The 24,898-nt window shown below is 60.5% G+C and carries 23 protein-coding genes; 16 read left to right on the plus strand and 7 right to left on the minus strand.

Going from position 1 to position 24,898, the window contains the following annotated elements; all coding sequences use genetic code 11:
* Positions 1–67 precede the first annotated feature (67 nt).
* From J2Y90_RS04220 to J2Y90_RS04235, 4 genes are all read left to right on the plus strand, one after another.
* Positions 68–1,423, plus strand: coding sequence for a M16 family metallopeptidase (locus tag J2Y90_RS04220; RefSeq protein WP_253496820.1), 1,356 nt, complete (start codon positions 68–70; stop codon positions 1,421–1,423).
* Positions 1,416–2,906: a M16 family metallopeptidase gene (locus J2Y90_RS04225; RefSeq protein WP_253496822.1), complete on the plus strand. Its 1,491-nt coding sequence runs from the start codon at positions 1,416–1,418 to the stop codon at positions 2,904–2,906. Before J2Y90_RS04220 ends, J2Y90_RS04225 begins: the two co-directional genes overlap by 8 nt.
* Positions 2,906–3,520: a 16S rRNA (guanine(966)-N(2))-methyltransferase RsmD gene (gene rsmD / locus J2Y90_RS04230; RefSeq protein WP_253496825.1), complete on the plus strand. Its 615-nt coding sequence runs from the start codon at positions 2,906–2,908 to the stop codon at positions 3,518–3,520. The genes J2Y90_RS04225 and rsmD overlap by 1 nt, the downstream gene beginning before the upstream one ends.
* Before the next feature lie 62 nt (positions 3,521–3,582).
* Positions 3,583–4,578, plus strand: a complete 996-nt coding sequence (locus J2Y90_RS04235) for a hydrolase (RefSeq protein WP_253496828.1) — start codon at positions 3,583–3,585, stop codon at positions 4,576–4,578.
* Positions 4,579–4,831: 253 nt separating this feature from the next.
* Here the strand turns inward: J2Y90_RS04235 and J2Y90_RS04240 are convergent, their stop codons facing one another.
* The gene (locus tag J2Y90_RS04240) at positions 4,832–5,686 is read right to left on the minus strand and encodes a sulfurtransferase (protein WP_253496831.1); all 855 of its coding nucleotides are present in this window, start codon (positions 5,684–5,686) and stop codon (positions 4,832–4,834) included.
* Between the two features lie 31 nt (positions 5,687–5,717).
* A complete protein-coding gene (locus tag J2Y90_RS04245; protein ID WP_016772708.1) occupies positions 5,718–6,389 on the minus strand; it encodes a TetR/AcrR family transcriptional regulator in 672 nt (223 codons plus the stop codon).
* Positions 6,390–6,536: 147 nt separating this feature from the next.
* On the opposite strand from J2Y90_RS04245, the gene J2Y90_RS04250 reads away from it, so the two are divergent.
* The 5 genes from J2Y90_RS04250 to J2Y90_RS04270 all read left to right on the plus strand — a co-directional run bounded on the left by J2Y90_RS04250 (position 6,537) and on the right by J2Y90_RS04270 (position 11,261).
* Positions 6,537–7,967 (plus strand): coniferyl aldehyde dehydrogenase, encoded by a 1,431-nt coding sequence (locus tag J2Y90_RS04250; protein ID WP_253496834.1) that lies wholly within the window; start codon positions 6,537–6,539, stop codon positions 7,965–7,967.
* A gap of 27 nt (positions 7,968–7,994) precedes the next feature.
* Positions 7,995–8,540 carry a twin-arginine translocation pathway signal protein gene (locus J2Y90_RS04255; RefSeq protein WP_253496837.1) on the plus strand — a complete coding sequence of 182 codons (546 nt, stop codon included), beginning with the start codon at positions 7,995–7,997 and terminating at the stop codon, positions 8,538–8,540.
* Between the two features lie 131 nt (positions 8,541–8,671).
* A complete protein-coding gene (locus J2Y90_RS04260) occupies positions 8,672–10,267 on the plus strand; it encodes a GMC family oxidoreductase (protein WP_253496840.1) in 1,596 nt (531 codons plus the stop codon).
* Between the two features lie 115 nt (positions 10,268–10,382).
* Positions 10,383–10,862, plus strand: a complete 480-nt coding sequence (gene coaD, locus J2Y90_RS04265) for a pantetheine-phosphate adenylyltransferase (protein ID WP_042606545.1) — start codon at positions 10,383–10,385, stop codon at positions 10,860–10,862.
* A gap of 147 nt (positions 10,863–11,009) precedes the next feature.
* On the plus strand, positions 11,010–11,261 hold the full coding sequence (locus J2Y90_RS04270) for a YfhL family 4Fe-4S dicluster ferredoxin (RefSeq protein ID WP_003195146.1): 252 nt from the start codon (positions 11,010–11,012) through the stop codon (positions 11,259–11,261).
* Positions 11,262–11,354: 93 nt separating this feature from the next.
* On the opposite strand, the gene J2Y90_RS04275 is transcribed toward J2Y90_RS04270, so the two are convergent.
* Genes J2Y90_RS04275 through J2Y90_RS04285 form a run of 3 tightly spaced genes read right to left on the minus strand, consistent with a single transcriptional unit; the run spans position 11,355 to position 13,372 of the window.
* Entirely contained in the window at positions 11,355–11,678 is a 324-nt protein-coding gene (locus J2Y90_RS04275; protein WP_253496844.1) for a multidrug transporter, read from the minus strand.
* A 56-nt stretch (positions 11,679–11,734) separates the two neighbouring features.
* The gene (gene mutM, locus J2Y90_RS04280) at positions 11,735–12,547 is read right to left on the minus strand and encodes a bifunctional DNA-formamidopyrimidine glycosylase/DNA-(apurinic or apyrimidinic site) lyase (RefSeq protein ID WP_253496847.1); all 813 of its coding nucleotides are present in this window, start codon (positions 12,545–12,547) and stop codon (positions 11,735–11,737) included.
* A gap of 12 nt (positions 12,548–12,559) precedes the next feature.
* Positions 12,560–13,372: an HDOD domain-containing protein gene (locus J2Y90_RS04285; RefSeq protein ID WP_253505047.1), complete on the minus strand. Its 813-nt coding sequence runs from the start codon at positions 13,370–13,372 to the stop codon at positions 12,560–12,562.
* A gap of 228 nt (positions 13,373–13,600) precedes the next feature.
* On the opposite strand from J2Y90_RS04285, the gene J2Y90_RS04290 reads away from it, so the two are divergent.
* The 6 genes from J2Y90_RS04290 (at position 13,601) to ilvD (ending at position 21,322) form a co-directional block, all read left to right on the plus strand.
* Entirely contained in the window at positions 13,601–14,140 is a 540-nt protein-coding gene (locus J2Y90_RS04290) for a type 1 glutamine amidotransferase domain-containing protein (protein ID WP_253496850.1), read from the plus strand.
* A 163-nt stretch (positions 14,141–14,303) separates the two neighbouring features.
* Positions 14,304–15,500, plus strand: coding sequence for a class I SAM-dependent rRNA methyltransferase (locus tag J2Y90_RS04295; RefSeq protein ID WP_016772700.1), 1,197 nt, complete (start codon positions 14,304–14,306; stop codon positions 15,498–15,500).
* Between the two features lie 451 nt (positions 15,501–15,951).
* On the plus strand, positions 15,952–17,025 hold the full coding sequence (locus J2Y90_RS04300; protein ID WP_253496853.1) for a SagB family peptide dehydrogenase: 1,074 nt from the start codon (positions 15,952–15,954) through the stop codon (positions 17,023–17,025).
* A complete protein-coding gene (locus J2Y90_RS04305; protein WP_253496856.1) occupies positions 17,022–17,999 on the plus strand; it encodes a diiron oxygenase in 978 nt (325 codons plus the stop codon). Before J2Y90_RS04300 ends, J2Y90_RS04305 begins: the two co-directional genes overlap by 4 nt.
* The gene (locus J2Y90_RS04310; protein ID WP_253496859.1) at positions 17,992–19,224 is read left to right on the plus strand and encodes a multidrug effflux MFS transporter; all 1,233 of its coding nucleotides are present in this window, start codon (positions 17,992–17,994) and stop codon (positions 19,222–19,224) included. The genes J2Y90_RS04305 and J2Y90_RS04310 overlap by 8 nt, the downstream gene beginning before the upstream one ends.
* Before the next feature lie 256 nt (positions 19,225–19,480).
* Complete coding sequence (ilvD, locus tag J2Y90_RS04315) at positions 19,481–21,322, plus strand: dihydroxy-acid dehydratase (RefSeq protein WP_253496862.1); 1,842 nt, start codon at positions 19,481–19,483, stop codon at positions 21,320–21,322.
* Between the two features lie 201 nt (positions 21,323–21,523).
* Here the strand turns inward: ilvD and J2Y90_RS04320 are convergent, their stop codons facing one another.
* Positions 21,524–22,579 (minus strand): haloacid dehalogenase-like hydrolase, encoded by a 1,056-nt coding sequence (locus tag J2Y90_RS04320; protein WP_253496865.1) that lies wholly within the window; start codon positions 22,577–22,579, stop codon positions 21,524–21,526.
* Positions 22,580–22,818: 239 nt separating this feature from the next.
* Between J2Y90_RS04320 and J2Y90_RS04325 the strand changes: the two genes are divergently transcribed.
* Complete coding sequence (locus J2Y90_RS04325) at positions 22,819–24,210, plus strand: L-cystine transporter (RefSeq protein ID WP_253496869.1); 1,392 nt, start codon at positions 22,819–22,821, stop codon at positions 24,208–24,210.
* Positions 24,211–24,300: 90 nt separating this feature from the next.
* Here the strand turns inward: J2Y90_RS04325 and J2Y90_RS04330 are convergent, their stop codons facing one another.
* Positions 24,301–24,813, minus strand: a complete 513-nt coding sequence (locus J2Y90_RS04330; protein ID WP_253496872.1) for a dihydrofolate reductase — start codon at positions 24,811–24,813, stop codon at positions 24,301–24,303.
* Between the last annotated feature and the right edge of the window lie 85 nt (positions 24,814–24,898).

Genomic DNA, 24,898 nt, shown 5'->3' on the forward strand with positions numbered 1-24,898 from the left:
GTATCCTAGCACCCTCTCGCCCGCCGACGCTAAGACCAAGCGGGCAGCCCAACAGGTTGAAAAACGAATGAATGCTCTAGCCCGCCGCGCTGCTGGCCTGCTGCTCAGCGCAGTCTGCCTGCCCCTTTCGGCCCTGGCGGCCGACCCGCAACCGACCCATGAATTCACCCTCGACAACGGTCTGAAGGTCGTCGTGCGCGAAGACCATCGTGCGCCAGTCGTTGTTTCGCAGATCTGGTACAAGGTCGGCTCCAGCTACGAAACCCCGGGCCAGACCGGTTTGTCCCACGCGCTCGAACACATGATGTTCAAGGGCAGCGAAAAAGTCGGCCCCGGCGAAGCCTCGCTGATCCTGCGCGACCTCGGCGCCGAAGAGAATGCCTTCACCAGCGACGACTTTACTGCTTACTACCAAGTGCTGGCCCGCGATCGCCTCGGTGTGGCCTTCGAGCTGGAAGCCGACCGCATGGCCAACCTGCGCCTGCCGGCCGACGAGTTCGCCAAGGAAATCGAAGTCATCAAGGAAGAGCGCCGTTTGCGCACCGATGACAAGCCGATGTCCAAAGCCTACGAGCGCTACAAGGCAATGGCCTACCCGGCCAGCGGTTACCACACGCCGACCATCGGCTGGATGGCGGATCTGGAACGCATGAAAGTCGAAGAACTGCGCCACTGGTACCAATCCTGGTATGCGCCGAACAACGCCACGCTGGTAGTGGTCGGTGACGTCACTCCGGACGAGGTGAAAACCCTCGCCCAGCGCTACTTCGGCCCCGTCGCCAAACGCGAGGTACCACCGGCGAAAAAACCGCTGGAACTGGCCGAGCCCGGCGAACGCCAGATCACCCTGCGCGTGCAGACCCAGTTGCCCAGCCTGATGCTCGGCTTCAACGTGCCAAGCATTGCCACGGCCGAGGACAAACGCTCGGTCAACGCCCTGCGCCTGATCTCGGCGCTGCTCGACGGCGGCTACAGCGGACGCATTCCGACGCAACTGGAACGCGGCGAAGAACTGGTTTCTGGCGGTTCGTCGGACTATGACGCCTACACCCGTGGCGACAGCCTGTTCACCCTGTCGGCGACGCCGAACACGCAGAAGAAAAAGACCATCGCTCAGGCTGAAGCCGGCTTGTGGAAACTGCTCGAGCAGCTGAAAACCACTGCACCGTCGGCCGAAGAGCTGGAACGCGTGCGAGCACAGGTCATCGCCGGTCTCGTCTACGAGCGCGACTCGATCACCAGCCAGGCCACCGCGATCGGTCAACTGGAAACAGTCGGTCTGTCGTGGAAGCTGATGGACACCGAACTGGCCGATCTGGAAAGCGTGACCCCGCAAGACATCCAGAACGCCGCGAAAAAGTATTTCACCCGCGAACGTCTCAGCGTCGCCCACGTCCTGCCTTTGGAGACGACTCATGAGTGAGCGCAAAACCCCACGCCTGATGCTGCTCGGTCTGATTGCTGTCGCGGTGATCGGCTCGGCAGCGGTTTATCTGTCGCCAAGCGCTGACAGCAAGGCCAGCGAAGCACTGGATAACGCCAAAACCAGCCAAAAGTTGCAATCGCTGGCCGAACTCGACGGCAAGGCCCCGGCCAGCCGCAAGCTCGACGTGCAGACCTGGAACACCGCTGAAGGCGCCAAAGTGCTGTTTGTCGAAGCGCATGAGCTGCCGATGTTCGACATGCGCCTGATCTTCGCCGCCGGCAGCAGCCAGGACGGCAACGTGCCGGGCCTCGCGGTGCTGACCAACGCCATGCTCAACGAAGGCATCGCCGGCAAAGACGTTGGCGCCATCGCCCAGGGTTTTGAAGGCCTTGGTGCCGACTTCGGCAACGGTGCGTTCAAGGACATGGCGCTGGCTTCGCTGCGCAGTCTGAGTGCTGCCGAGCAGCGTGAACCGGCGCTGAAACTGTTCGCCGAAGTGGTCGGCAAACCGACCTTCCCCGCTGATTCATTCGCGCGGATCAAGAACCAGTTGCTCGCCGGTTTCGAATACCAGAAACAGAATCCCGGCAAACTCGCCAGCCTCGAGCTGATGAAGCGTCTGTATGGCGATCACCCGTACGCGCATTCCAGCGACGGCAATCCGCAAAGCGTGCCGAAGATCACCGTCGCGCAATTGCGTGAATTCCATGCCAAGGCCTATGCCGCCGGCAATGCGGTGATTGCGCTGGTCGGTGATTTGTCGCGCGCCGAAGCCGAGGCGATTGCCAATCAGATTTCCGCTGCCCTGCCGAAAGGCCCGGCACTGGCGAAGATCGCTGCGCCGCAGGAACCGAAGGCCAGCGTCAATCACATCGAGTTTCCGTCGAAACAGACCAACCTGATGCTCGCGCAACTGGGCATCGATCGCGACGATCCGGATTACGCCGCGCTGTCGATGGGCAACCAGATCCTCGGTGGCGGTGGTTTCGGTACGCGCCTGATGAGCGAAGTGCGCGAGAAGCGTGGCCTCACGTACGGCGTGTATTCGGCGTTCAGCCCGATGCAGGCCCGTGGCCCGTTCATGATCAACCTGCAGACCCGCGCCGAGATGAGCGAAGGCACCCTGAAACTGGTGCAGGACGTGCTCGCCGACTACCTGAAAACCGGGCCGACTCAGAAAGAACTCGACGATGCCAAGCGCGAGCTGGCCGGCAGTTTCCCGCTGTCCACCGCGAGCAACGCCGACATCGTTGGCCAACTCGGCGCCATGGGCTTCTATAATCTGCCGCTGAGCTATCTGGACGACTTCATGCGTCAGTCGCAGAGCTTGACCGTCGAACAGGTTCGCGATGCGCTGAACAAACACCTGAGCACGGAGAAAATGGTCATCGTCACCGCTGGCCCGACCGTGCCGCAAAAGCCGTTACCGGCCCCATCTGATAAACCTGCCGAGCAACCGCTCGGGGTTCCGGAGCATTAATGGCGACTCGAGCACCGAAAAAACCTGTGCAGAACGTGCACAACGGCGTCAATCAGCTGCGCATCATTGGCGGCCAGTGGCGCAGCCGCAAACTGAGCTTCCCTGACGCGCCGGGCCTGCGCCCGACGCCGGATCGGGTGCGCGAAACCCTGTTCAACTGGCTCGCACCGTATGTCGAAGGGGCCAAAGTGCTGGACCCTTTCGCCGGCAGCGGCGCGCTGTTTCTCGAAGCGCTGTCCCGTGGCGCGGCCACCGCTCAGGCACTGGACGCCAGCAACGTTGCGGTATCGAGCCTGAAAGAACACCTCGGCACCCTGCGCTGCAGCAACGGGCAGGTGCAGACTGCCGACGCGCTGCGCTACCTGGAAACCCAGACCGCGACGCCGTTCGATCTGGTGTTCCTCGATCCGCCGTTCAATCAGAACCTGCTGCCAGCAGTCTGCACTCTGCTGGAAGAACGCCAATGGCTGGCGGCCGATTCGTGGATCTACACTGAAAGCGAAACCGCGCCGTCGACGCTGGGCCTGCCGGGCAACTGGCGTCTGCACCGCGAGCAGAAATCCGGTCGTGTGTATTACGCGTTGTGGCAACGCACGGCAGACATTACCGGTTAACGAAAGGCAAAACCTGCGGCGAGGGAGCGCTCTCCCTCGCCATACGCACATCGAGAACCCTCGTGCCCCCTTCGCCAGAACACTTCACCCCAGCCTTCGGCCTCGGCAATCCGCACCTGCAGACCTTGTGGGGCCCGCTGTGGCGCAAGACCGTGCACATCGAGCGCGAGCGGGAACGCCTGTGGCTCGAGGACGGCGACTTCCTCGACCTCGACTGGCACGGCCCGCACAGTGCCGAGGCGCCGCTGGTGCTGGTGCTGCACGGGCTGACCGGTTCTTCCAATTCGCCCTACGTGGCTGGCATTCAAAAAGCGTTGGCCGATCAGGGCTGGGCCAGCGTCGCGCTGAACTGGCGCGGTTGCTCCGGCGAGCCGAATCTGTTGCCGCGCAGCTACCATTCCGGCGCCAGCGAAGACCTTGCCGAAGCCATCCAGCACTTGCGCGCGAAACGTCCGTTGGCACCGTTGTATGCGGTCGGCTATTCGTTGGGCGGCAATGTGCTGCTCAAACATCTGGGTGAAACCGGCAGCAATAGCGGCGTGCTCGGTGCGGTGGCAGTGTCGGTGCCGTTCAGGCTCGACCAGTGCGCCGATCGCATCGGGCAAGGATTTTCGCGGGTTTACCAGGCGCATTTCATGCGCGAAATGGTCGCCTACATCAAGAACAAGCAGCGCCAGTTCCAGCATGACGGGCGCGAAGACGGGTTGGCCAAACTGGCGGCGCTCGGTTCGCTGGAGAACATGCGCACGTTCTGGGATTTCGACGGCCGGGTGACCGCGCCACTGCATGGTTTCAATGATGCCGAGGATTACTACCGCCGCGCCTCGAGCCGCTACTACCTCGGCGAGATCCGCACACCGACGCTGATCATTCAAGCGGCGGATGACCCCTTCGTGTTCCCGCACAGCCTGCCGCAGGCCGATGAGCTATCGGCCTGCACCGAGTTCGAACTACAGGCGCGTGGCGGTCATGTAGGCTTCGTTGACGGCTCGGTTCGCCGGCCCGGGTATTACCTGGAGCGGCGCATACCGCAATGGCTCGCCGCACTCGGTCATTGAGCGCCGCATATCCCCCTGTAGGAGTGAGCCTGCTCGCGATGGCGGTGTGTCAGTCTGGAAATTCACTGCCTGACAGGGCGCCTTCGCGAGCAAGCTCGCTCCCACAGGGGTCTGCGCTTTGATCAAATTTTGCGATGTAATAAAAGACTTTGTGGGAGCGAGCTCGCTCGCGAAGGCGGTGGGTCAGTTGCCATTTAATTCACCGACATACCGCCATCGCGAGCAGGCTCACTCCTACAGGGGGACTCGGTGATTATTCGCCGGTGGCTATGCCGCGCGAAGGCTGATTGATCCACTCGCTCCACGATCCGGCATACAGCGCACCCAGCGGATAGCCCGCCAGGCACAGTGCAAACAGGTTATGACACGCCGTCACCCCGGATCCGCAGTACGCGACCAGTTCCGACGGCGAACGCTCGCCCAGTTTCGCGGCAAAGCGCTGCTTGAGCTGCTCCGCCGGCAAAAACCGTCCATCACTACCGAGGTTATCGGTGAACGCCGCACACTGCGCGCCGGGAATGTGTCCGGCGACCGGATCGATCGGTTCCACTTCGCCCTTGAAGCGCGGCAAGGCGCGGGCGTCGAGCAGGGTCAGCGTTGGCTGACCGAGGCGTTGCTGCAATTGCTCGGCGCTGAGCAGAAGGCTCATGTCCGGCTGACCGCTGAAGTGGCCCGGCGTCACGCTCGGCGGATCCAGGCTCAGCGGCAGGCCGGCCGCGTGCCAGGCCTTGAGCCCGCCATCGAGAATGAACACGCCGTCGCGCTTGCCCAGCCATGCGAGCAACCACCACGCCCGCGCCGCGTATGCACCCGGGCCGTCGTCGTACAAAACCACATCACTGTCGTTGTTGATGCCCCAGGCTTGCAGGCGTTCGATCAGCGCCGCCGGCTCGGGCAGCGGATGACGTCCGGTCACGCCCTTCTCGACCTTACCGCTCAGATCACGCTCCAGATCGGCGAAACTTGCCCCGGCAATGTGTCCTTCGGCGTAGCTGCGCTGGCCGTAATCCGGATCTTCGAGGGCGAAACGACAATCGAGAATCACCAGACCCGGCTGCTCTTTGCGAGCGTCCAGTGCTTGTGGGCTGATCAACTGCGCAATCGACATATCAGGCTCCTGTGGAATTCGGCTGAACTGTTTATTTCACGTCTTCAAGGGCTTGGGCCAGCGGCACATAGAACTCGTCGAACAGCGCATTGACTTCATCCCGCGCCTGATCAGTGACAAACCCCGCTTCCAGCACCAGCACCTGATACACGCCACGCTTCACGGCCTGTTCGCTGAGGTGGTTGGAGTTTTCCCGCGTGGTGCACAGAAAGCGTACCCACGAGGTCAGGATGATCCAGGCGTTGAGAGTCAGCGATTCGATCTGCACGCGATCCATTTTCAGGATGCCGGCGGCGACGAAGCCTTCGTAGATTGCCGCCCCCTGGATCACGCAGCGCTGGGAAAAGCGCCGATAACGCGCGGCCAGTTCCGCATCGCTGTCGAGCAGATGCTCGAGGTCGCGGTGCAGAAAACGGTAGCGCCACATGGCAGAAAGCAGTTCCTTCAAATAGAAACGCTTGTCCTCGACGGTCGCCGGACGGCCTTGGGGCGGACGCAAAAAGCTGTCCACCAAAGCTTCGTACTCACTGAACAACACGGCGATGATCGCCTGCTTGTTGGGGAAGTGGTAGTACAGGTTGCCCGGAGATATCTCCATGTGCGCGGCGATGTGGTTGGTACTGACGCTGCGCTCGCCCTGCTGATTGAACAGCTCCAGGCTGTTCTGAACGATGCGCTCGCTGGTTTTTATTCGTGGGGCCATGGCTTGAGCTTTAATTCAGAGTGCGTTGACGGCGCATCTTACGACCTAACCGGAAATGGATAAAACACTGCCGTGCACGGAAGTCGTTTGACTTTCTAGAGCTTAGACTCTAGAAAGTGCCCACTACAATAAAATCCGGAGCCTGCGATGACTGCCGACATTGCCTACCTGCAAACGCTGCAACAGCCTTTTGAAACCCTCGATCGGCAGTTCCAGGCGCAACGGGCGGCGTATGCCGCGAACCCGATGCCGCCTGCTGCGCAACGCCAGCAGTGGCTCGGTGCTTTGCGCGATTTGCTCAGCGCGGAGCGTCAGGCATTGATAGAGGCGATCAGCGCCGATTTCAGTCATCGCAGCGCCGACGAGACCCTGCTCGCCGAACTGATGCCGAGCCTGCACGGCATTCACTACGCCCGCCGTCACCTGAAAAAATGGATGAAGCCCTCGCGGCGCAAGGTCGGCATGGCGTTCCAGCCGGCCTCGGCGAAGGTGATCTATCAGCCGTTGGGCGTGGTCGGTGTAATCGTGCCGTGGAATTATCCGCTGTATCTGGCCGTGGGCCCGATGGTTGGCGCCCTGGCGGCGGGCAATCGGGTGATGCTCAAGCTCAGCGAATCGACCCCGGCCACCGGGCTGTTGCTCAAGCAATTGCTGGCGCGGATCTTCCCCGAAGACCTGGTCTGCGTGGTGCTTGGCGAGGCAGATGTTGGCGTGGCCTTCTCGCAACTACCGTTCGATCATCTGCTGTTCACCGGTTCCACCAGCGTCGGCAAACACGTCATGCGCGCTGCAGCGCAGAACCTGACGCCGGTCACTCTGGAGCTGGGCGGCAAGTCGCCGGCCATCGTCTCCAGGGACGTGCCGCTCAAGGACGCCGCCGAACGCATCGCCTTCGGCAAAACCCTTAACGCCGGGCAGACCTGTGTCGCCCCCGACTATGTCCTGGTGCCGGAAGACCGCGTCGGCGCTTTCGTCGAGGCCTATCGTCAGGCCGTCCAAGGCTTTTACCCGACCCTTGCCGACAATGCCGACTACACGGCAATCATCAACGAGCGCCAGTTGGCGCGGCTCAACGGTTACGTCAGTGACGCCACCAGCAAGGGCGCGTTGCTGATCCCGTTGTTCGAGCAAGGTCAGGGCCGACGTATGCCGCACAGCGTGCTGCTGAATGTCACCGATGAGATGACGGTGATGCAGGACGAAATCTTTGGCCCGCTGCTTCCGATCGTGCCGTACCGCGATCTGGAACAGGCATTTTCCTACATCAATCAGCGACCACGTCCTCTCGCTCTTTACTACTTTGGCTACGACAATCGCGAACAGAACCGAGTGCTGCACGAAACCCACTCCGGCGGTGTGTGCCTGAACGACACCTTGCTGCACGTCGCCCAGGACGATATGCCGTTTGGTGGCATCGGTCCGTCTGGCATGGGCCATTACCACGGCCACGAAGGGTTCCTGACCTTCAGCAAGGCTAAAAGCGTACTGATCAAACAACGCTTCAACGCGGCCCGGTTGATTTACCCGCCCTACGGCACGTCGATTCAGAAACTGATTCAGAAACTGTTCATCCGCTAAACACTGTCGACCCGGGTAATAACAACAATGCACCCAAGCCTGACCGAAACACCTGCCTTGTCGCGCCGTGGCCTGCTGAAATTCAGCCTCGGCGCCACCGCGTTTCTCGCCACCGCTGGCCTCGGCGCCAGCCTCACCGGCTGCTCGTCGAGCGTCAGCGCCAACGGCTTCGTCAGTTTGCGCGACGGTGATCTGCTGTTTCTGCGCGCACTGATTCCGGTGATGCTCAATGGCGCCGTGGCGGCGGAGAAAATGCCCGCAGCGGTCGACGGCACACTGAAGTCGCTGGACTACAGCATCAACCACCTGTCGCCGGAAATGCTCAAGCTCACCCGACAACTGTTCGACGTGCTTGGCATGGCCGTGACTCGTGGGCCGCTGACCGGCATCTGGGGCAGTTGGGAAAATGCCAGTTCCGAGGCGATGCGGCATTTCCTTGATCGCTGGGAGAACAGCTCGCTGAGCCTGCTGCGCATGGGGCATAGCTCTCTGCGGCAGATGGTGATGATGGGCTGGTACACCCGCGCCGAATCCTGGGCACATTGCGGTTATCCCGGGCCGCCGAAGGTCTGAAACCGGGGCGCGGCCTTCGCGAGCAGGCTCGCTCCCACATTTGAAATGCATTCCCCTGTGGGAGCGAGCCTGCTCGCGAAAGGGCCTGCTGCATCACCACAGCATCCAGAATAATAAAGAGAACCTGACCGATGCCCGTACCTGATCTCTTCCGCGAAGGCCTCGCCCGAGGCTGGAAAACCTACAACGGCGCGCAACTGAGCGACGATCTCACCCTGGAAGCCGATGTCGCCATCATTGGCAGCGGCGCCGGCGGCGGTACCACAGCGGAAATCCTCAGCACGGCCGGTTACAAAGTCCTGCTGATCGAAGAAGGCCCGCTGAAAACCAGTTCCGATTTCAAAATGCTCGAAGACAAGGCCTACAGCAGCCTCTATCAGGAAGGCATCGGCCGCATGAGCAAGGACGGCGCAATCACCATCCTGCAGGGGCGCGCAGTCGGCGGCACAACGCTGATCAACTGGACATCGTGTTTTCGCACCCCGCAGCCAACCCTCGAACACTGGGCCAGGGAACACAATGTCACAGGCCACAGCCCCGCCGAGATGGCGCCGTGGTTCGAGAAAATGGAACAGCGCCTCGGCGTCGCGCCGTGGATGGTGCCGCCCAACGCCAACAACGACGTGATCCGCAAAGGCTGCGAGCAACTCGGCTACAGCTGGCACGTGATCCCGCGCAACGTCCGCGGTTGCTGGAACCTCGGCTATTGCGGCATGGGCTGCCCGACCAACGCCAAGCAATCGATGATGGTCACGACCATTCCGGCAATGCTGGAAAAGGGCGGCGAGCTGCTTTATCTGGCTCGTGCGCAGAAGCTGCTGATCAGCGGCGACAAGGTCACTGGCCTGCAATGCATGGCGATGGATGAGCGCTGTGTCGAACCGACCGGACGTACAATCAACGTCAAGGCACGGCATTACGTATTGGCTGGCGGTGGCATCAACAGCCCGGCGCTGTTGCTGCGTTCGGACGCGCCGAACCCGCATGACAACTTGGGCAAACGCACTTTCCTGCACCCGGTGAACATGTCCGCCGCGCGCTTCGACGAAGTCATCAACCCGTTTTACGGAGCGCCGCAATCGATCTATTCCGACCATTTCCAGTGGAAGGACGGCATCAACGGACCGATGGCCTTCAAACTCGAAGTGCCGCCATTGCATCCGGCACTGGCAGCCATGTTGCTCGGCGGCTTCGGTCAGGAAAGTGCGCAGCACATGGCTGACCTGCCGCACACCCACGCCATGCTGGCCTTGCTGCGTGACGGTTTTCACCCGGACAGCCCGGGCGGTTCAGTCGAGCTGCGTGGCGATGGTTCGCCGGTCCTCGACTATCAGGTTTCACCCTATGCCTGGGACGGCTTGCGCCGGGCGTTTCACGTCATGGCCGAGATTCAGTTCGCTGGCGGCGCAAAAGCAGTGATGCCGTTGCACGCCGACGCCCATTACGTGAAGACCGTGGCCGAAGCCCGCACGCTGATCAATGGTTTGAGTCTTGAGCTGTACCGCACGCGGCTGGGCAGCGCCCATCTCATGGGCGGCTGCGCAATGGGTGAAGATCCGAAAAGCGCGGTCGCCGACAGCCTTGGTCGCCATCATCAACTGAGCAATCTGTCGATTCACGACGGCTCGCTGTTCCCCACCAGCATCGGCGCCAACCCTCAGCTGTCGGTGTATGGCCTGACCGCGCAACTGGCAACGGCCCTGGCGGATCGACTGAAAAATCCGTAAAAAAGCAGCATATTCCTATCGTCTATAGTGCTTTCTTACCCAACAGGCGACTTGGCCGACCGGGAAGGCTGCGATACCATCCGACTCCCCAACGGACTCCCGCCAGGACGACGCGATGAACCGAGTGTTGTACCCAGGTACCTTCGACCCTATTACCAAGGGCCATGGCGATCTGGTCGAACGCGCCTCGCGCCTGTTCGATCACGTGATCATTGCGGTCGCCGCCAGCCCGAAAAAGAACCCGCTGTTCCCGCTGGAACAACGGGTCGAACTGGCTCGCGAGGTCACCAGGCACCTGCCGAATGTGGAAGTGGTCGGTTTCTCGACGCTGCTCGCGCATTTCGCCAAAGAGCAGAACGCCAACGTGTTCCTGCGTGGTCTGCGCGCGGTGTCGGATTTCGAATACGAATTCCAGCTGGCCAACATGAACCGCCAACTGGCCCCGGATGTGGAAAGCCTGTTTCTCACGCCGTCGGAGCGCTATTCGTTCATTTCCTCGACCCTGGTGCGGGAGATTGCCGCGCTGGGCGGCGATATCAGCAAGTTCGTTCACCCGGCGGTGGCCGACGCGCTGACCCTGCGCTTCAAAAAGTAGGAGCTGCCGAAGGCTGCGATCTTTTCGTTTTTGGATCGCAGCCAACAGTGCCCTTGATCGCCCCCGCGTGCACTGCGCTCGCCAATGCGGCACAATTGCGCGCATTGATTTATAGCGCCCGGGCCTGCCGCCCCGGCTGGAGTTAGCATGTCCCTGATCATCACCGACGATTGCATCAACTGCGACGTCTGCGAACCCGAGTGCCCGAATGCCGCCATTTCCCAAGGCGAAGAGATCTACGTGATCGACCCGAACCTGTGCACCCAGTGCGTCGGCCATTATGACGAACCGCAGTGCCAGCAGGTCTGCCCGGTGGATTGCATTCCACTGGACGAAGCCCATCCGGAGACTGAAGAGCAGTTGATGGAGAAATACCGCAAGATCACCGGCAAGGCCTGATTTGCTAAAAAGATCGCAGCCTTCGGCAGCTCCTACATGGATCGCATTTCTCTGTAGGAGCTGCCGAAGGCTGCGATCTTGTGATCTTGCCCTTCACTCCCGCTGCTCAAACCCTTCCCCTATACACCCCAGACACCGCACAAACGCCGCTTTCGCCGGATCAACCACCAGCGCCTGTCCCGCATCGCCCACGCCGCCCCCCAGCGCGGTAAACGGCAACGACACCACAAACGCTCCCGCACCGATCACCGTCGCCACCACCAGCAAGGGTCGGGCGATCAGCAGGTCGCCGAGCATGGCGTACGCCGGGGGATTCTGGATGGTGTAACGCGGGTCACCGCTGCCGTTTTCCGAGGCCTGAGCAGCGAGGCTGGAACACAGCAGCAGAGCGACGAAGACGACTTGCAGGACTTTCATGGCACGATCCTTCGGGCTGAGTAGTGAGACTTCTCACTATAGACCCAAGGATTTTTTCAGGTCTGGCAGCGCGGGCAAAACACGCTGGCGCGCTGGCCGAGCTTCACTTCGCGCAGGCCGGTACCGCAGATTTTGCAGTGCTGACCGCCGCGGCCGTAGACAAACAGTTCCTGCTGGAAGTATCCCGGCTGACCGTCACCGCCAATGAAATCGCGCAATGTCGTACCGCCACGTTCGATGGCAGCGGCGAGGATGCGTTTGATCTCGATCGCCAGTTTCAGATAACGCCCGCGGGAGATGCCCCCGGCTTCGCGGCGCGGATCGATGCCAGCGGCGAACAGGGCTTCGGTCGCATAGATATTGCCGACCCCGACCACCACCGCGTTGTCCATGATGAACGGCTTGACCGCCATCGAACGTCCCCTTGAAAGCTGGAACAAGCGCTCGCCATCGAACAGATCGGTCAGCGGCTCCGGCCCGAGGCGAATCAGCAGCTCGTGATTGAGCGGGTCGTTGCTCCACAACATCGCGCCGAACCGTCGCGGATCGGTGTAGCGCAGGGCCAGTCCCGATTCCAGTTCGATGTCGACGTGTTCGTGCTTCAAAGCTGGCAATCCGGCTTCGACCAGACGCAGATTGCCCGACATGCCCAAGTGACTGATCAACGTGCCGACCTCGGCGTTGATCAACAGGTACTTGGCCCGCCGCTCGACCAGCACGATGCGTTGCCCGGACAGGCGCACATCGAGATCGTCCGGGATCGGCCAGCGCAGACGCCGGTCGCGGACGATGACCCGGCTGACGCGCTGGCCTTCCAGGTGCGGGGCAATTCCGCGACGGGTGGTTTCGACTTCCGGCAATTCAGGCATGGTGTCCTCGGATCAATGCGCGCCGAGGTCGCGAATCGTTTGTTTGAGCGTTTCGAAGTCGTAATCCGACAGGCCAACGTAATCCAGCACCATCGGCCCGACCGCGATCCACTCGAAATCTTCGGTCTGGTTGCCCAGCACCCGGTACGAGGCGCAAATGTGCTCGGCCATTTTCAGGATCGCCAGCAGATTTTTCAGTTGGCTGTTCTTCGACGATTCGTCGCTGAAAATCGCCAGCGCATTGTGGTGGTTGGCGATAGCGGCGCTGACATGCTCCGGAAGGCGCCAGGACTTGGCGGTGTAATAACCGACCACCGCGTGGTTGGTGTTGAACACACGGTTTTCGGTATCCACCACACGGCATTCCGGGCTGGCGCTGGCGTAGGCCTCTTCCAGAACGGTCATGTAGTTGGGAAACCGTTGCAGCATCAATGGTACGCCGCAATCGTGAAACAGGCCCAAGGCATAGGCTTCGTCACCGGCCTGAGTGCCGATGCGCTTGGCCAGGGTCAGGCAGGTCATCGCCACATCCTGCGCGGTGTCCCAGAAACGGTTGAGGGTGACGATGGTGTCGTCGTTCATCTCGCCCTTGATTGACTGCGCGTTGATCAGGTTGATGATCGAACGGCTGCCCAAAAGATTCACTGCCCGCTGGATCGAGGTGATCTTGTTGCTCAGGCCGTAATACGGCGAGTTGACGATTTTCAGCAGCGCGCCGGACAGGCCTGGATCCTGGGAGATCAGTTTGGCGATCACCTCCAGGTCCGGGTCGGGCATGTACTGCTCCATTTGCAGATCCACCATGATCTGCGGTTGCGCCGGCACACTGATGCCTTGCAGCGATTGTTGAATCTGTTCGGTGGTCAGCTCTTGGGACATAAGTACACACTCCGGGGCAGGCGGCGATTCTAACCGCTGAAACGGCAGGGCGACACACCGATGGGCACATCGCCGGAACTTTCATCCGCGCACAGGCTTCGGACTCTGTAGGGCGCATCGAACCTCAATGGTTCGCTGCGAAGGCAAAATCTCCACAGACTCAGGAGCTTACCGATGGCAACTTCCCTCAATGGCAAACGCGTGGCTATTTTGGTAACCGATGGTTTCGAACAGGTCGAAATGACCGGTCCCAAGGATGCCCTGGAGCAGGCCGGCGTGCAGGTCGATATCCTTTCGGCAGAAACCGGTACGGTCAAAGGCTGGAACCACGACAAACCGGCGGACGACTTTCCGGTCGCCAACACCTTCCAGGCTGTGAGCATCGATCAATACGATGCCGTGCTGCTACCGGGCGGCGTGCAGAACTCGGACACCATCCGCATCGATCAGGACGCTCAGCACCTGGTCAAGACCGCCGCATCGGCCGGCAAGCCGATTGCCGTGATCTGCCATGGCAGCTGGCTGCTGATCTCGGCGGGACTGGTCAATGGCAAGACCATGACCAGCTACAAAACGGTCAAGGACGATCTGGTCAATGCCGGCGTCAACTGGGTCGATCAGGAAGTGGTCAAGGACGGCAACCTGATCAGCAGCCGCCAGCCGGATGATGTGCCGGCGTTCAGCCAGGCCCTGATTGACGCACTGGCTGCGTAATCTTCGCGGTCCCGTTCGCGAGCAGGCTCGCTCCCACACTTGAAATGCATTCCCCTGTGGGAGCGAGCCTGCTCGCGAAGGCATCATCAGCGTTTCATCGCATCCTCAGCCCGGCGCAAACCGCAACACGCTATACTCCCGCTCTTTTTTTCGGAGCGACGTCATGTCCCTGCCCAGCCTGCGCCTCAAAGCCAACGCCGACCGTCGCCTGCGCAACGGCCACTTGTGGGTCTACAGCAATGAAATCGACGTGGCTGCCACGCCTCTGCACGGCTTCAAGGCCGGCGATCAGGCGGTGCTCGAAGCCGCCGGCGGCAAGCCGCTCGGCATCGTAGCGATGAGCCCGAACAACCTGATCTGCGCCCGCCTGCTGTCGCGCGACATCAAACTGGCCCTGGACAAGTCGCTGCTGGTGCATCGCCTGAACGTCGCGCTGTCGTTGCGCGAGCGGCTGTTCGACAAGCCGTTCTACCGTCTGGTCTACGGCGACTCCGACCTGCTGCCGGGTCTGGTGGTCGATCGTTTCGGCGACATCCTCGTGGTGCAGATCGCTTCGGCGACCATGGAAGCGCATAAAGATGACGTGATCGCCGCGTTGACCCAGGTACTGAAGCCAAGCGGCATTCTGTTCAAGAACGACTCCGCCGCCCGCGACGCCGAAGGCCTCAACCGTTACGTTGAAACCGTGTTCGGTCTGGTACCGGAGTGGGTTGCGCTGGAAGAGAACGGCGTCAAGTTCGAAGCGCCGGTCATTCAGGGTCAGAAAACCGGCTGGTTCTACGACCACCGCATGAACCGCGCGCGTCTGGCACCGTATGCCAAAGGCAAACGCGTGCTCGACCTGTACAGCTACATCGGTGGCTGGGGTGTGCAGGCCGCTGCTTTCGGCGCCAGCGAAGTGTTCTGCGTCGACGCCTCCGCATTCGCCCTCGACGGTGTCGAGCGCAACGCTGCGCTGAACGGCTTCGCTGACAAGATGACCTGCATCGAAGGCGATGTCTTTGAAGCGCTGAAGGAACTCAAAGCCAGTGAAGAGCGCTTCGACGTGATCGTTGCCGATCCGCCGGCCTTCATCAAACGCAAGAAAGACATGAAAAACGGCGAAGGCGCCTACCGTCGTCTGAACGAGCAAGCCATGCGCCTGCTGACCAAGGACGGCATTCTGGTCAGTGCTTCGTGCTCCATGCACTTGCCGGAAGATGATCTGCAGAACATTCTGCTGACCAGCGCCCGTCATCTGGATCGCAATATCCAGATGCTCGAGCGCGGCGGCCAGGGCCCGGATCATCCGGTGCATCCAGCCATCGCCGAAACCCGCTACATCAAGAGCATCACCTGCCGTCTGCTGCCCAACAGCTGATTGCGGTTGAACACGGGGAGCCGCTGAGCTCCCCGTTTTTTTTGCGCCACCCTCCCCCGCTTCTTCACACTCGACATGAGTGTTCCGCCTGCTTCCTACAATTACATCCTCTCCGCTTTGAAGGAAGTTTCGCCATACCTGTTAATTAAGGAAATTAAACCTACACAGTTAGCCCCCGGCAAAAGATCACTCCGACAAAATTACTGGAATATTCCTACTTAATATCCGCTTGCCAATATTCGATTACAAACTATTATGAAGTTGTCGCCACGAAGCGACTTCAACTTTCTATGAACAAGGAGTTCACATCATGAAAACCATTTATCTGGAAACAAATAAAATCGCCAACCTCGCCTTTCTGGTTGCAGCCAACGCCCGCTAAGTAAGTCTGGACGCCGGAGAGTGCCGGCACTTCGGCGTCCTCAAGACTTTCCCTGAGTGATCTGAATCAATGTATATCAATCCTTTCCTGTTTATATTGCCGCGCCCGCCCGGACAAGTTGTCTGGAATTACAAGAACCATACTCAACACGAGCTTGATCTTGACTACTCCCATCGCCTCGCCAGACTTATACACAACCCAGACTTGTTTGACCCGAACAACATAATAGACACACAACTTCTGGACGCTGGCATTCTAACAGTTTCAAAAATAGACAGCCCGAATTGGGGTTGGGACGAACTGTCGAAGATTTATCACATCGGCACGCAAAATATTCCCTGCGAATCTACGCCACAGAACATTCACGAGTGGTCGAGACAATATCTCGCGCATTGCAGCGAAGTATTGGCGAAGCCAGAACCTTCAACAGACAGGAAGCCGCAGTCAGTTGAGGCGCTCATCACCTTGCCTGCACCCGGCGCAATGAACGATGACAGCCTGACCCAGGCATTGCTGAGGCGCAAAACCTGTCGTTCCTACACCGGTGCGGCGGTGACACTGGACGAGGTTGGCACGCTGCTGTACTTCACCCTCGGCTATTTACCCGCGCGCAAAAATGCACACGACGATCCTGTCGCGCCAGGCCTTGAGGCCCGTCGAAGCAGTCCCTCAGGCGGCGGTCTGAACGCCTGTGAGGGCTTTCTTCTGGCGCAGAACGTCGTCGGACTCGAACCCGGCATCTACGCCTATCACCCTGCCGAGCACGCCTTGAGTCAGGTCAATTCCTTACCTGAGCCTGCCCTGGGTCAATTACTCGGCGGCCAACACTTCATCAATAACCTGCCGCTGGGCGTATTCATCACCGCCCGGTTCGATCGACTCTGGTGGAAGTACGAACACTCGCGCGCCTACCGTATGGCGTTCATCGAGGCGGGGCATCTTTCGCAAACCTTTCAGTTGGTCGCGACGACGCTGGGACTCAACACCTGGCTGACCGGCGCGTTCGCCGACGGACAGGTGGAAAACCTGCTCGGTCTTGAAGGCAGCGCCGAGCAGCCATTGTTCTTTATCGGTTGCGGCCAAAGCGATGGCCAGGCGATGTGCCAGGAAATGCGTGATCTGCTGTGCGGGGTGTCGTCATGATTTCTCCAATGATCGATGAGAGCGAGGCCCCGGTGTCATGGTCGCTCAAATTTACCCTTCCCGAGTGGGAAAGCCGCGCATCGGTACGCACCAGTACCCACGACTATCGGTTGCCGGGCGATGTCGAGCAACAACTGCAAACCCGCTACTGGTTTCCCCCAGCCTTTCTGCCCTATCTCGAGCATCCCGCGATCCAGGCCAAGGGGCGCGAAACACTGCACCGTCTCACAGCCAATCACCTGGTGTATTTCCTCGATTACACCACTTTGCTTGAACATCGCATCGTTAACCGCGCAGTGGAAGTCATCGTGCATCGGGAACTGCCCATCTACATACCGCTACCGATGAAGCATGCCGCGCTGCAGCTGTACACAGACGAGGGCTACCACGCGTTGTTCTCCAACCAGATTGCCGAGCAGATTGCCGCGCTCTACAACATTACCCGGCGCCCCGTCGTCCCGAAGCGCATCGCCCGCATGAACGCCCTGATTGCGCGCGCATCGGAGAAAAACCGCGCACTGGCCTGGTTTCTGCTTGGATTTGTTTCGGAAACCATCATTGCCCGTGAGTTGCTGGAGGTGTGCCGCGACACGCTGGTTTCCAGCGTAAACGACATGCTGCGCGATCACCTTGCCGACGAGGCCCGGCACAGTCGTTATTTCGCTGAAGCTTTCCATTATTTCTGGATCTCTATGAACAGTCGTCAGCGGCTTTTCGTAAGCAAGACGCTGGTGGAGATCATTTCGATTTTCTTCGAGGCCGACGAAAACTGGCTGCAACAAAGCCTGCGATCAGCCGGTCTTGCAGACAGTGACGTGGCGGAGATTGTCAGCGGTATGGCGACCGTGCAGGCCAGCCGCACCCGTGCCCGCGCCGGTTCCAAAGCGACCCTGGAAGCCCTGCACAAGGCTGGTTTTTTTGCGCTGCCCCATAACCAGAAACTCTTCGCCAAAGCAGGATTGATCGATGGATAAACACAGCCGCGTAATCACCCGCCGCCAACAGCGCGGTGCCGTCGGCCTGTTGCTGGCGATGATCCTGCTCGGCGTATTTCCGCTGGATGTGCTGCTACCCTCTTTCCCGGCGCTGGCGGCACACTTTGATCGATCACCAGGCGATATTGCGCTCTCGATCAGTCTGTTCGCCGTGGGTATTGCGTTCGCCCAGTTGTTGATCGGGCCGCTGTCCGATGTGATCGGCCGCAAGGGCCTGCTGCTCGCAGGCATGAGCGTGTCGCTGCTCGGCGCGCTTGGCTGCGTGCTGAGCAACGACTACACGATGTTCCTGATTTTCCGGGTGATACAGGCGCTGGGATGCGGTTGCTTCGTGCTGTCCCAGGCACTGGTACAGGATCTGTTCGAAGGCCATGAACGTGATCGCCTGCGGATCCTGATGGTCACCGCGACGGGCATTTTCATTTCGGTTTCACCACTGGCGGGTACGTTCCTTCAGGCGGCGCTTGGCTGGCGCGGCAGCTTCTGGGTATTCATCGCCCTGGCCGCTGTGGTTCTGATCAAAACATGGCGACTGCTCGACAACAGCCGGCCCGTTCAGAACGGTCCACACCTGGGCTTCATTCAGTCCTACCGAATGGTGCTGAGCAATTTCCCGTTCGTCGGCTATTGGCTGATCTCCGCATTCGCTTTCGCTTGCCACTTTTCCTTCATCGTCACTTCGCCGCTGATCTTCATGGAGCAGCTGCAAATGGCCCCCTACGATTTCGCCTTGATCCTGCTGGTCTACGGTGCCGCCTATGTCTTCGGCGGCCTGCTCGCCAGCGTGCTGAACCGGCATATCAATGCGCAACAGCAAATTATCACCGGGCTGAGTCTGATCCTGGTCTCGGGGCTAGTGATGCTTTACCTCGCCGCCAACCATGAGTTGTCAGCCGCGACGGTGCTTGTTCCGATGCTGATCTGCACAGTGGGCACCACCATTTCGCGGCCACCGGCGACCTCCCGTGCCATGAGCCTGTTTGCCGAAAATGCCGGCGCATCGGCGTCTGCTGGCAGCACCATCATCTTCATCTGTGGTGGGCTGGTCAGCGCTTTGATCAGCCTCGGTCCGGCCAATCTGCAAGCAACGCTGGGCTACGGTTTCGTGGTACTGAGCGGCGTATCCCTGATGCTGAACAGCGTGATTGGCCATCGCCCCAACAAGCTGCGCAGCAACAGGTTGATGCCGGGAGGCGACCATTGACCCTGCCAGTCGTCATTGCGCAAGCCCCTTCGGCACGGGAACAATGCTTTGCGCCATTCCCTCACGACGCCAGCGGTGTAGAATCGCCTCATTCATCGCCATTCATCCCCGGCGGGTTTATGAGCTCAGGCTGAGACCAGCGGCGATCCCGCAACGTCATTGGCAACTTCCGGACACACGGCCATTTTTCGGGTGTTTCAGAGGTCAACAGAAGCTCACTCCCCTTTAGTACGTGATTAGCCGCCCGGAGTGCTCCATGCCAGATTACCGCTCGAAAACATCCACCCACGGCCGCAACATGGCCGGCGCCCGCGCACTGTGGCGCGCCACCGGGATGAAGGATGACGACTTCAAGAAGCCGATCATCGCCATCGCCAACTCGTTCACCCAGTTCGTCCCGGGGCATGTGCACCTGAAGGACCTGGGTCAACTGGTCGCCCGCGAAATCGAACGCGCCGGTGGTGTGGCCAAGGAATTCAACACCATCGCCGTCGATGACGGCATCGCCATGGGCCACGACGGCATGCTGTATTCGCTGCCGAGCCGCGAGATCATCGCCGACTCCGTCGAGTACATGGTCAACGCCCACTGCGCCGACGCCATCGTGTGCATTTCCAACTGCGACAAGATCACCCCGGGCATGCTGATGGCTGCACTGCGCCTGAACATCCCGGTGATCTTCGTTTCCGGCGGCCCGATGGAAGCCGGCAAGACCAAACTCGCCTCCCACGGTCTCGACCTCGTCGACGCCATGGTCATCGCCGCCGACTCCAGCGCTTCTGACGAGAAAGTCGCCGAGTACGAGCGCAGCGCCTGTCCGACCTGCGGTTCGTGCTCCGGCATGTTCACCGCCAACTCGATGAATTGCCTGACCGAAGCCCTGGGCCTGGCCTTGCCGGGCAACGGCTCGACCCTGGCCACCCACAGCGACCGCGAACAGCTGTTCCTCCAGGCCGGGCGCACCATCGTCGAGCTGTGCAAGCGCTACTACGGCGAGAATGACGAGTCCGTACTGCCGCGCAACATCGCCAACTTCAAGGCGTTCGAGAACGCGATGATGCTCGACATCGCCATGGGCGGTTCGACCAACACCATCCTGCACTTGCTCGCAGCCGCCCAGGAAGCCGAGATCGATTTCGATCTGCGCGACATCGACCGTCTCTCGCGCAGCGTGCCGCAGCTGTGCAAAGTCGCACCGAACATCCAGAAATACCACATGGAAGACGTGCACCGCGCCGGCGGCATTTTCAGCATCCTCGGCTCGCTGGCCCGTGGCGGTCTGCTGCACACCGACCTGCCGACCGTGCACAGCCGCAGCATGGAAGAAGCCATCGCCAAGTGGGACATCACCCAGACCAGCGACGAAGCCGTGCACCACTTCTTCAAGGCAGGCCCTGCGGGCATTCCGACCCAGACCGCGTTCAGCCAGTCGACCCGTTGGGAAACCCTCGACGACGACCGTGAAAACGGTTGCATCCGCAGCTTCGAGCACGCCTATTCGAAAGAAGGCGGCCTCGCCGTGCTGTACGGCAACATCGCGCAGGACGGTTGCGTGGTGAAAACCGCCGGGGTCGACGAGTCGATCCACGTTTTTGAAGGCAACGCGAAAATCTTCGAAAGCCAGGACAGCGCCGTGCGCGGCATTCTTGCCGACGAAGTGAAGGAAGGCGACATCGTCATCATTCGCTACGAAGGCCCGAAAGGCGGCCCGGGCATGCAGGAAATGCTTTACCCGACTTCCTACCTGAAATCCAAAGGCCTGGGCAAAGCCTGTGCGCTGCTCACCGACGGCCGTTTCTCCGGCGGTACTTCCGGCCTGTCGATCGGCCACGCTTCGCCAGAGGCTGCGGCCGGCGGCGCGATCGGTCTGGTGCAGGATGGCGACAAGGTGCTGATCGACATTCCGAACCGCTCGATCAACCTGTTGGTCAGCGACGAAGAACTGGCGGCACGCCGCGCCGACCAGGACAAGAAAGGCTGGAAACCGGTAGAGGTGCGCCCACGCAAAGTGACCACCGCCCTGAAGGCCTACGCCCTCCTGGCGACCAGTGCCGACAAGGGTGCTGTGCGTAACAAAGCGATGCTCGACGGGCTGTAAGCGTCAAATCGCCGAAACAACAATGCCCCGCCATCGTGCGGGGCTGATCGTTCCCACGCTCTGCGTGGGAATGTCTCAAGGGACGCTCCGCGCCCAGTGACGCGGAGCGTCACGGGCTGCATTCCCACGCAGAGCGTGGGAACGATCAAAAACAAGATCAAAAGATCGCAGCCTTCGGCAGCTCCTACATGTGATCGTGGCTTACTGGATGTCTTCCGGTTTGACGATCACCCAGTTCTTGTCCGCCGTCACCGGCAATCCTTCCTTGGCCTGCGCCGCCGCGTGCTTGGCCATCATGCCGTTGATCTGCGCCATGTACTTGTCCTTGCGGTTGATCCACAAGTGGATGCCGCCCTTGGCTACGTCGACATCGTGGAACAGCATGTAACCATCGCTCGTCGGGGTATCGCCACCGACCAGTACCGGTTTTTTCCACTCATCGATGTAGGTGAGGATCGCCGCGTGCTTGCCGGCCATCCACGTTGCCGGGGTCCACAGGTAAGGCGTCAGCTCGAGGCCGAGGTTGGCCTTCTCGTCATATTTGCCGGCGGTGATCTGCTTGCGCGCGGTGGTCAGCTCGCCAGTCTTCTGATCCTTGAGCAGCAGTGAAACGCCGATGACGTTCTGCGGTTTGACGTTGTAGCCGTACTTGGGGTCCGCCGCGACCATGCGCACCAGTTCCTCGGAGGCGGCGGTCATTACGTAGACCTCGATGCCGTTTTCCATCAGCTTGTTGTACAGCTCCTGCTGGCCAGTGAAGATCTTCGGCGGATTGACGTCGAGCTTCTTCACCACATCGCCTTCGTAATACGTCGCCGGCACCGGTTTGCCGGAAGCCATCAGCTCATCGACGTAGCCCTTGAGCTCCTTGAGGGTGAAACCGGAAAACACCTGCGCCACCCACGGGTAGCAGACCATGTCGTCGACTTCGCAGAGCCGGTAGTAATAGCTGAACAGACTCTCCTTGTGCTCGGCGGTGTCCTTGAAGGGCATCAGTTTCAACGAGGGATCGAGCTTGTCACGGGTGATCAGTCCCTTGTTTTCCATGAACGGCAACAGAGACTCTTCGAGGTCGTAGCGGTAACTGGTGTTGTCCATGTCGAACACCGCGTAGTTACCCTTGTTGGCGTTGGCCGCGATCATCGCGTCCAGCGCCTTGGCCTGATCTGCCGGCCAATGCTTGAGCTCGGTGGCGAAGGCCTGACCAGTCAGGCCAGCCGCCAGTGCCACAGCCAACAACGTGCGTGCAATTGTCATAGCGCTACTCCCCGATGCAAAGAGTTCGACGCTAACAAATAAGTGTGACAACCCTCGCCTGTCAGCGACCGCGCACGTCCCCTGCGCGCCAGCTGCATTGCCGACAGCGACCCGCGCTTATTCCAAAAACGACGGACACCCTGCCATTTCGGTATTAAATCATTGCAAATCAAGCTGTTAGGCTTGCCGGTTCGCAGCAGCCCCGGATGGCTGTTGGCACAGTCTTTTCTGGAGTCCTCATGAATCTACCGCTGATTCTCAACCTGCTGGTGTTCCTCGCCCTGCTCTTCGGTCTGGCGCAAACCCGCCACACCACCTGGAGCCTGGCGAAAAAAGTCCTGCTCGCACTGGCCCTCGGCGTGGCGTTCGGCGTCGCCCTGCACACGATCTACGGTGCCGGCAATCCGGTGCTGAAAGCCTCGATCGGCTGGTTCGATCTGGTCGGCAACGGCTACGTGCAGTTGCTGCAGATGATCGTGATCCCGCTGGTGTTCGCTTCGATCCTCAGCGCCGTCGCTCGTCTGCACAACGCCTCGTCGCTGGGCAAGATCAGTTTCCTGACCATCGGCACGCTGCTGTTCACCACCGCCATCGCGGCGCTGATCGGCATCGGCCTGACCAACCTGTTCGGCCTCACCGCTGAAGGTCTGGTCGCCGGCACTCAGGAAATGGCACGCCTGCAAACCATTCAGAACGACTACGCTGGCAAGGTTGCCGACCTGAATGTGCCGCAACTGCTGCTGTCGTTCATCCCGCAGAACCCGTTCGCCGATCTGGCCCGAGCCAAGCCGACCTCGATCATCAGCGTGGTGATTTTCGCCGCGTTCCTTGGGGTTGCCGCGCTGCAACTGCTCAAGGACGACGTCGAGAAAGGTCAGAAAGTGATCAACGCCATCGACACCCTGCAGGCCTGGGTGATGCGTCTGGTGCGTCTGGTGATGAAGCTGACCCCGTACGGTGTGCTAGCGCTGATGACCAAAGTGGTCGCCGGTTCCAACCTGCAGGACATCATCAAACTCGGCAGTTTCGTCGTGGTCTCGTATATCGGCCTGGGCCTGATGTTCGTGGTGCACGGCGTGCTGGTTTCGGCCGCCGGGATCAACCCGCTGCGCTTCTTCCGCAAGATCTGGCCGGTGCTGACGTTCGCTTTCACCAGCCGCTCCAGCGCCGCGACCATTCCGCTGAGCATCGAAGCGCAGACCCGTCGTCTGGGCATTCCGTCGTCGGTCGCCAGTTTCGCCGCATCGTTCGGCGCAACCATCGGCCAGAACGGTTGCGCCGGCCTCTATCCGGCGATGCTGGCGGTGATGGTCGCGCCAACGGTTGGCATCAACCCGCTGGATCCGCTGTGGATCGCGACGCTGGTGGCGATTGTCACGTTGAGTTCGGCCGGCGTGGCCGGGGTTGGTGGCGGTGCGACGTTCGCCGCCCTGATCGTGCTGCCGGCGATGGGCCTGCCGGTGTCGCTGGTGGCATTGCTGATTTCGGTCGAGCCGTTGATCGACATGGGCCGCACGGCGTTGAACGTGAGTGGCTCGATTACCGCCGGTGCGATTACCAGTCAGGTGATGCAACAGACGGATAAAGCGCTGCTGGATGCGGATGAGCATGCGGAGCTTGCTCAGGCTTGATTAGCGCCTGACAGACCGCTATCGCGAGCAGGCTCACTCCTACAATTGGAATGCGTTCCCCTGTAGGAGTGAGCCTGCTCGCGATGCTTTTTAGGCTTTTTCCCAGACTTCGAAGTTGTACGCCGGCTTATCTTCAACCGCCGGGTTTTCAACGTTGGAAACCAGTTTCCACTCGCTCAGATCAAACTCCGGAAACCACGCGTCCCCTTCCGGGCTCAGCGCCACGCGGGTCAGATAGAGACGATCGGCCTGCGCCAGCCCTTGCGCGTACAACTGCGCGCCGCCAATCAGCATCAGCTCATCAACGCCCTGCGCTTTCGCCCACTCTTCGGCGCGAACCACGGCAGCTTCCAGCGACGGATAAACCTCGGCACCTTCGAGCACTAGATCGGCCTGACGGCTGACCACAATATTCAAGCGACCGGGCAACGGCCGACCCAGCGAATCCCAGGTCTTGCGGCCCATGATGATCGGCTTGCCGAGCGTGGTCGCCTTGAAGTATTTGAAGTCCCCCGGCAGGTGCCAGGGCATGCTGTTGTCGACGCCGATCACGCGGTTTTCACCGAGGGCTGCGATCAGGCTGAGGGGGAGTGATTTAGTCATGGCGGCGAGGATACCAGAGCCGCGCTTACCCCGATAAGCGCCACAGCGGTTATGCTCAGCGCTCGATTTAGCGACGGGACGCCGC

The organism is Pseudomonas koreensis, from assembly GCF_024169245.1.
GTDB lineage: Bacteria > Pseudomonadota > Gammaproteobacteria > Pseudomonadales > Pseudomonadaceae > Aquipseudomonas > Aquipseudomonas koreensis_F.

What these genes read in the sequence shown, in the direction of transcription:
- J2Y90_RS04320 (WP_253496865.1), bottom strand. Translation starts at nt 22,579, where the DNA reads ATGACAATTGCACGCACGTTGTTGGCTGTGGCACTGGCGGCTGGCCTG.
- J2Y90_RS04275 (WP_253496844.1), bottom strand. Translation starts at nt 11,678, where the DNA reads ATGAAAGTCCTGCAAGTCGTCTTCGTCGCTCTGCTGCTGTGTTCCAGC.
- mutM (WP_253496847.1), bottom strand. Translation starts at nt 12,547, where the DNA reads ATGCCTGAATTGCCGGAAGTCGAAACCACCCGTCGCGGAATTGCCCCG.
- J2Y90_RS04250 (WP_253496834.1), top strand. Translation starts at nt 6,537, where the DNA reads ATGACTGCCGACATTGCCTACCTGCAAACGCTGCAACAGCCTTTTGAA.
- J2Y90_RS04225 (WP_253496822.1), top strand. Translation starts at nt 1,416, where the DNA reads ATGAGTGAGCGCAAAACCCCACGCCTGATGCTGCTCGGTCTGATTGCT.
- J2Y90_RS04240 (WP_253496831.1), bottom strand. Translation starts at nt 5,686, where the DNA reads ATGTCGATTGCGCAGTTGATCAGCCCACAAGCACTGGACGCTCGCAAA.
- J2Y90_RS04300 (WP_253496853.1), top strand. Translation starts at nt 15,952, where the DNA reads ATGTATATCAATCCTTTCCTGTTTATATTGCCGCGCCCGCCCGGACAA.
- J2Y90_RS04305 (WP_253496856.1), top strand. Translation starts at nt 17,022, where the DNA reads ATGATTTCTCCAATGATCGATGAGAGCGAGGCCCCGGTGTCATGGTCG.
- J2Y90_RS04330 (WP_253496872.1), bottom strand. Translation starts at nt 24,813, where the DNA reads ATGACTAAATCACTCCCCCTCAGCCTGATCGCAGCCCTCGGTGAAAAC.
- J2Y90_RS04290 (WP_253496850.1), top strand. Translation starts at nt 13,601, where the DNA reads ATGGCAACTTCCCTCAATGGCAAACGCGTGGCTATTTTGGTAACCGAT.
- J2Y90_RS04220 (WP_253496820.1), top strand. Translation starts at nt 68, where the DNA reads ATGAATGCTCTAGCCCGCCGCGCTGCTGGCCTGCTGCTCAGCGCAGTC.
- J2Y90_RS04310 (WP_253496859.1), top strand. Translation starts at nt 17,992, where the DNA reads ATGGATAAACACAGCCGCGTAATCACCCGCCGCCAACAGCGCGGTGCC.
- J2Y90_RS04255 (WP_253496837.1), top strand. Translation starts at nt 7,995, where the DNA reads ATGCACCCAAGCCTGACCGAAACACCTGCCTTGTCGCGCCGTGGCCTG.
- J2Y90_RS04260 (WP_253496840.1), top strand. Translation starts at nt 8,672, where the DNA reads ATGCCCGTACCTGATCTCTTCCGCGAAGGCCTCGCCCGAGGCTGGAAA.
- coaD (WP_042606545.1), top strand. Translation starts at nt 10,383, where the DNA reads ATGAACCGAGTGTTGTACCCAGGTACCTTCGACCCTATTACCAAGGGC.
- J2Y90_RS04270 (WP_003195146.1), top strand. Translation starts at nt 11,010, where the DNA reads ATGTCCCTGATCATCACCGACGATTGCATCAACTGCGACGTCTGCGAA.
- ilvD (WP_253496862.1), top strand. Translation starts at nt 19,481, where the DNA reads ATGCCAGATTACCGCTCGAAAACATCCACCCACGGCCGCAACATGGCC.
- J2Y90_RS04295 (WP_016772700.1), top strand. Translation starts at nt 14,304, where the DNA reads ATGTCCCTGCCCAGCCTGCGCCTCAAAGCCAACGCCGACCGTCGCCTG.
- J2Y90_RS04245 (WP_016772708.1), bottom strand. Translation starts at nt 6,389, where the DNA reads ATGGCCCCACGAATAAAAACCAGCGAGCGCATCGTTCAGAACAGCCTG.
- J2Y90_RS04325 (WP_253496869.1), top strand. Translation starts at nt 22,819, where the DNA reads ATGAATCTACCGCTGATTCTCAACCTGCTGGTGTTCCTCGCCCTGCTC.
- rsmD (WP_253496825.1), top strand. Translation starts at nt 2,906, where the DNA reads ATGGCGACTCGAGCACCGAAAAAACCTGTGCAGAACGTGCACAACGGC.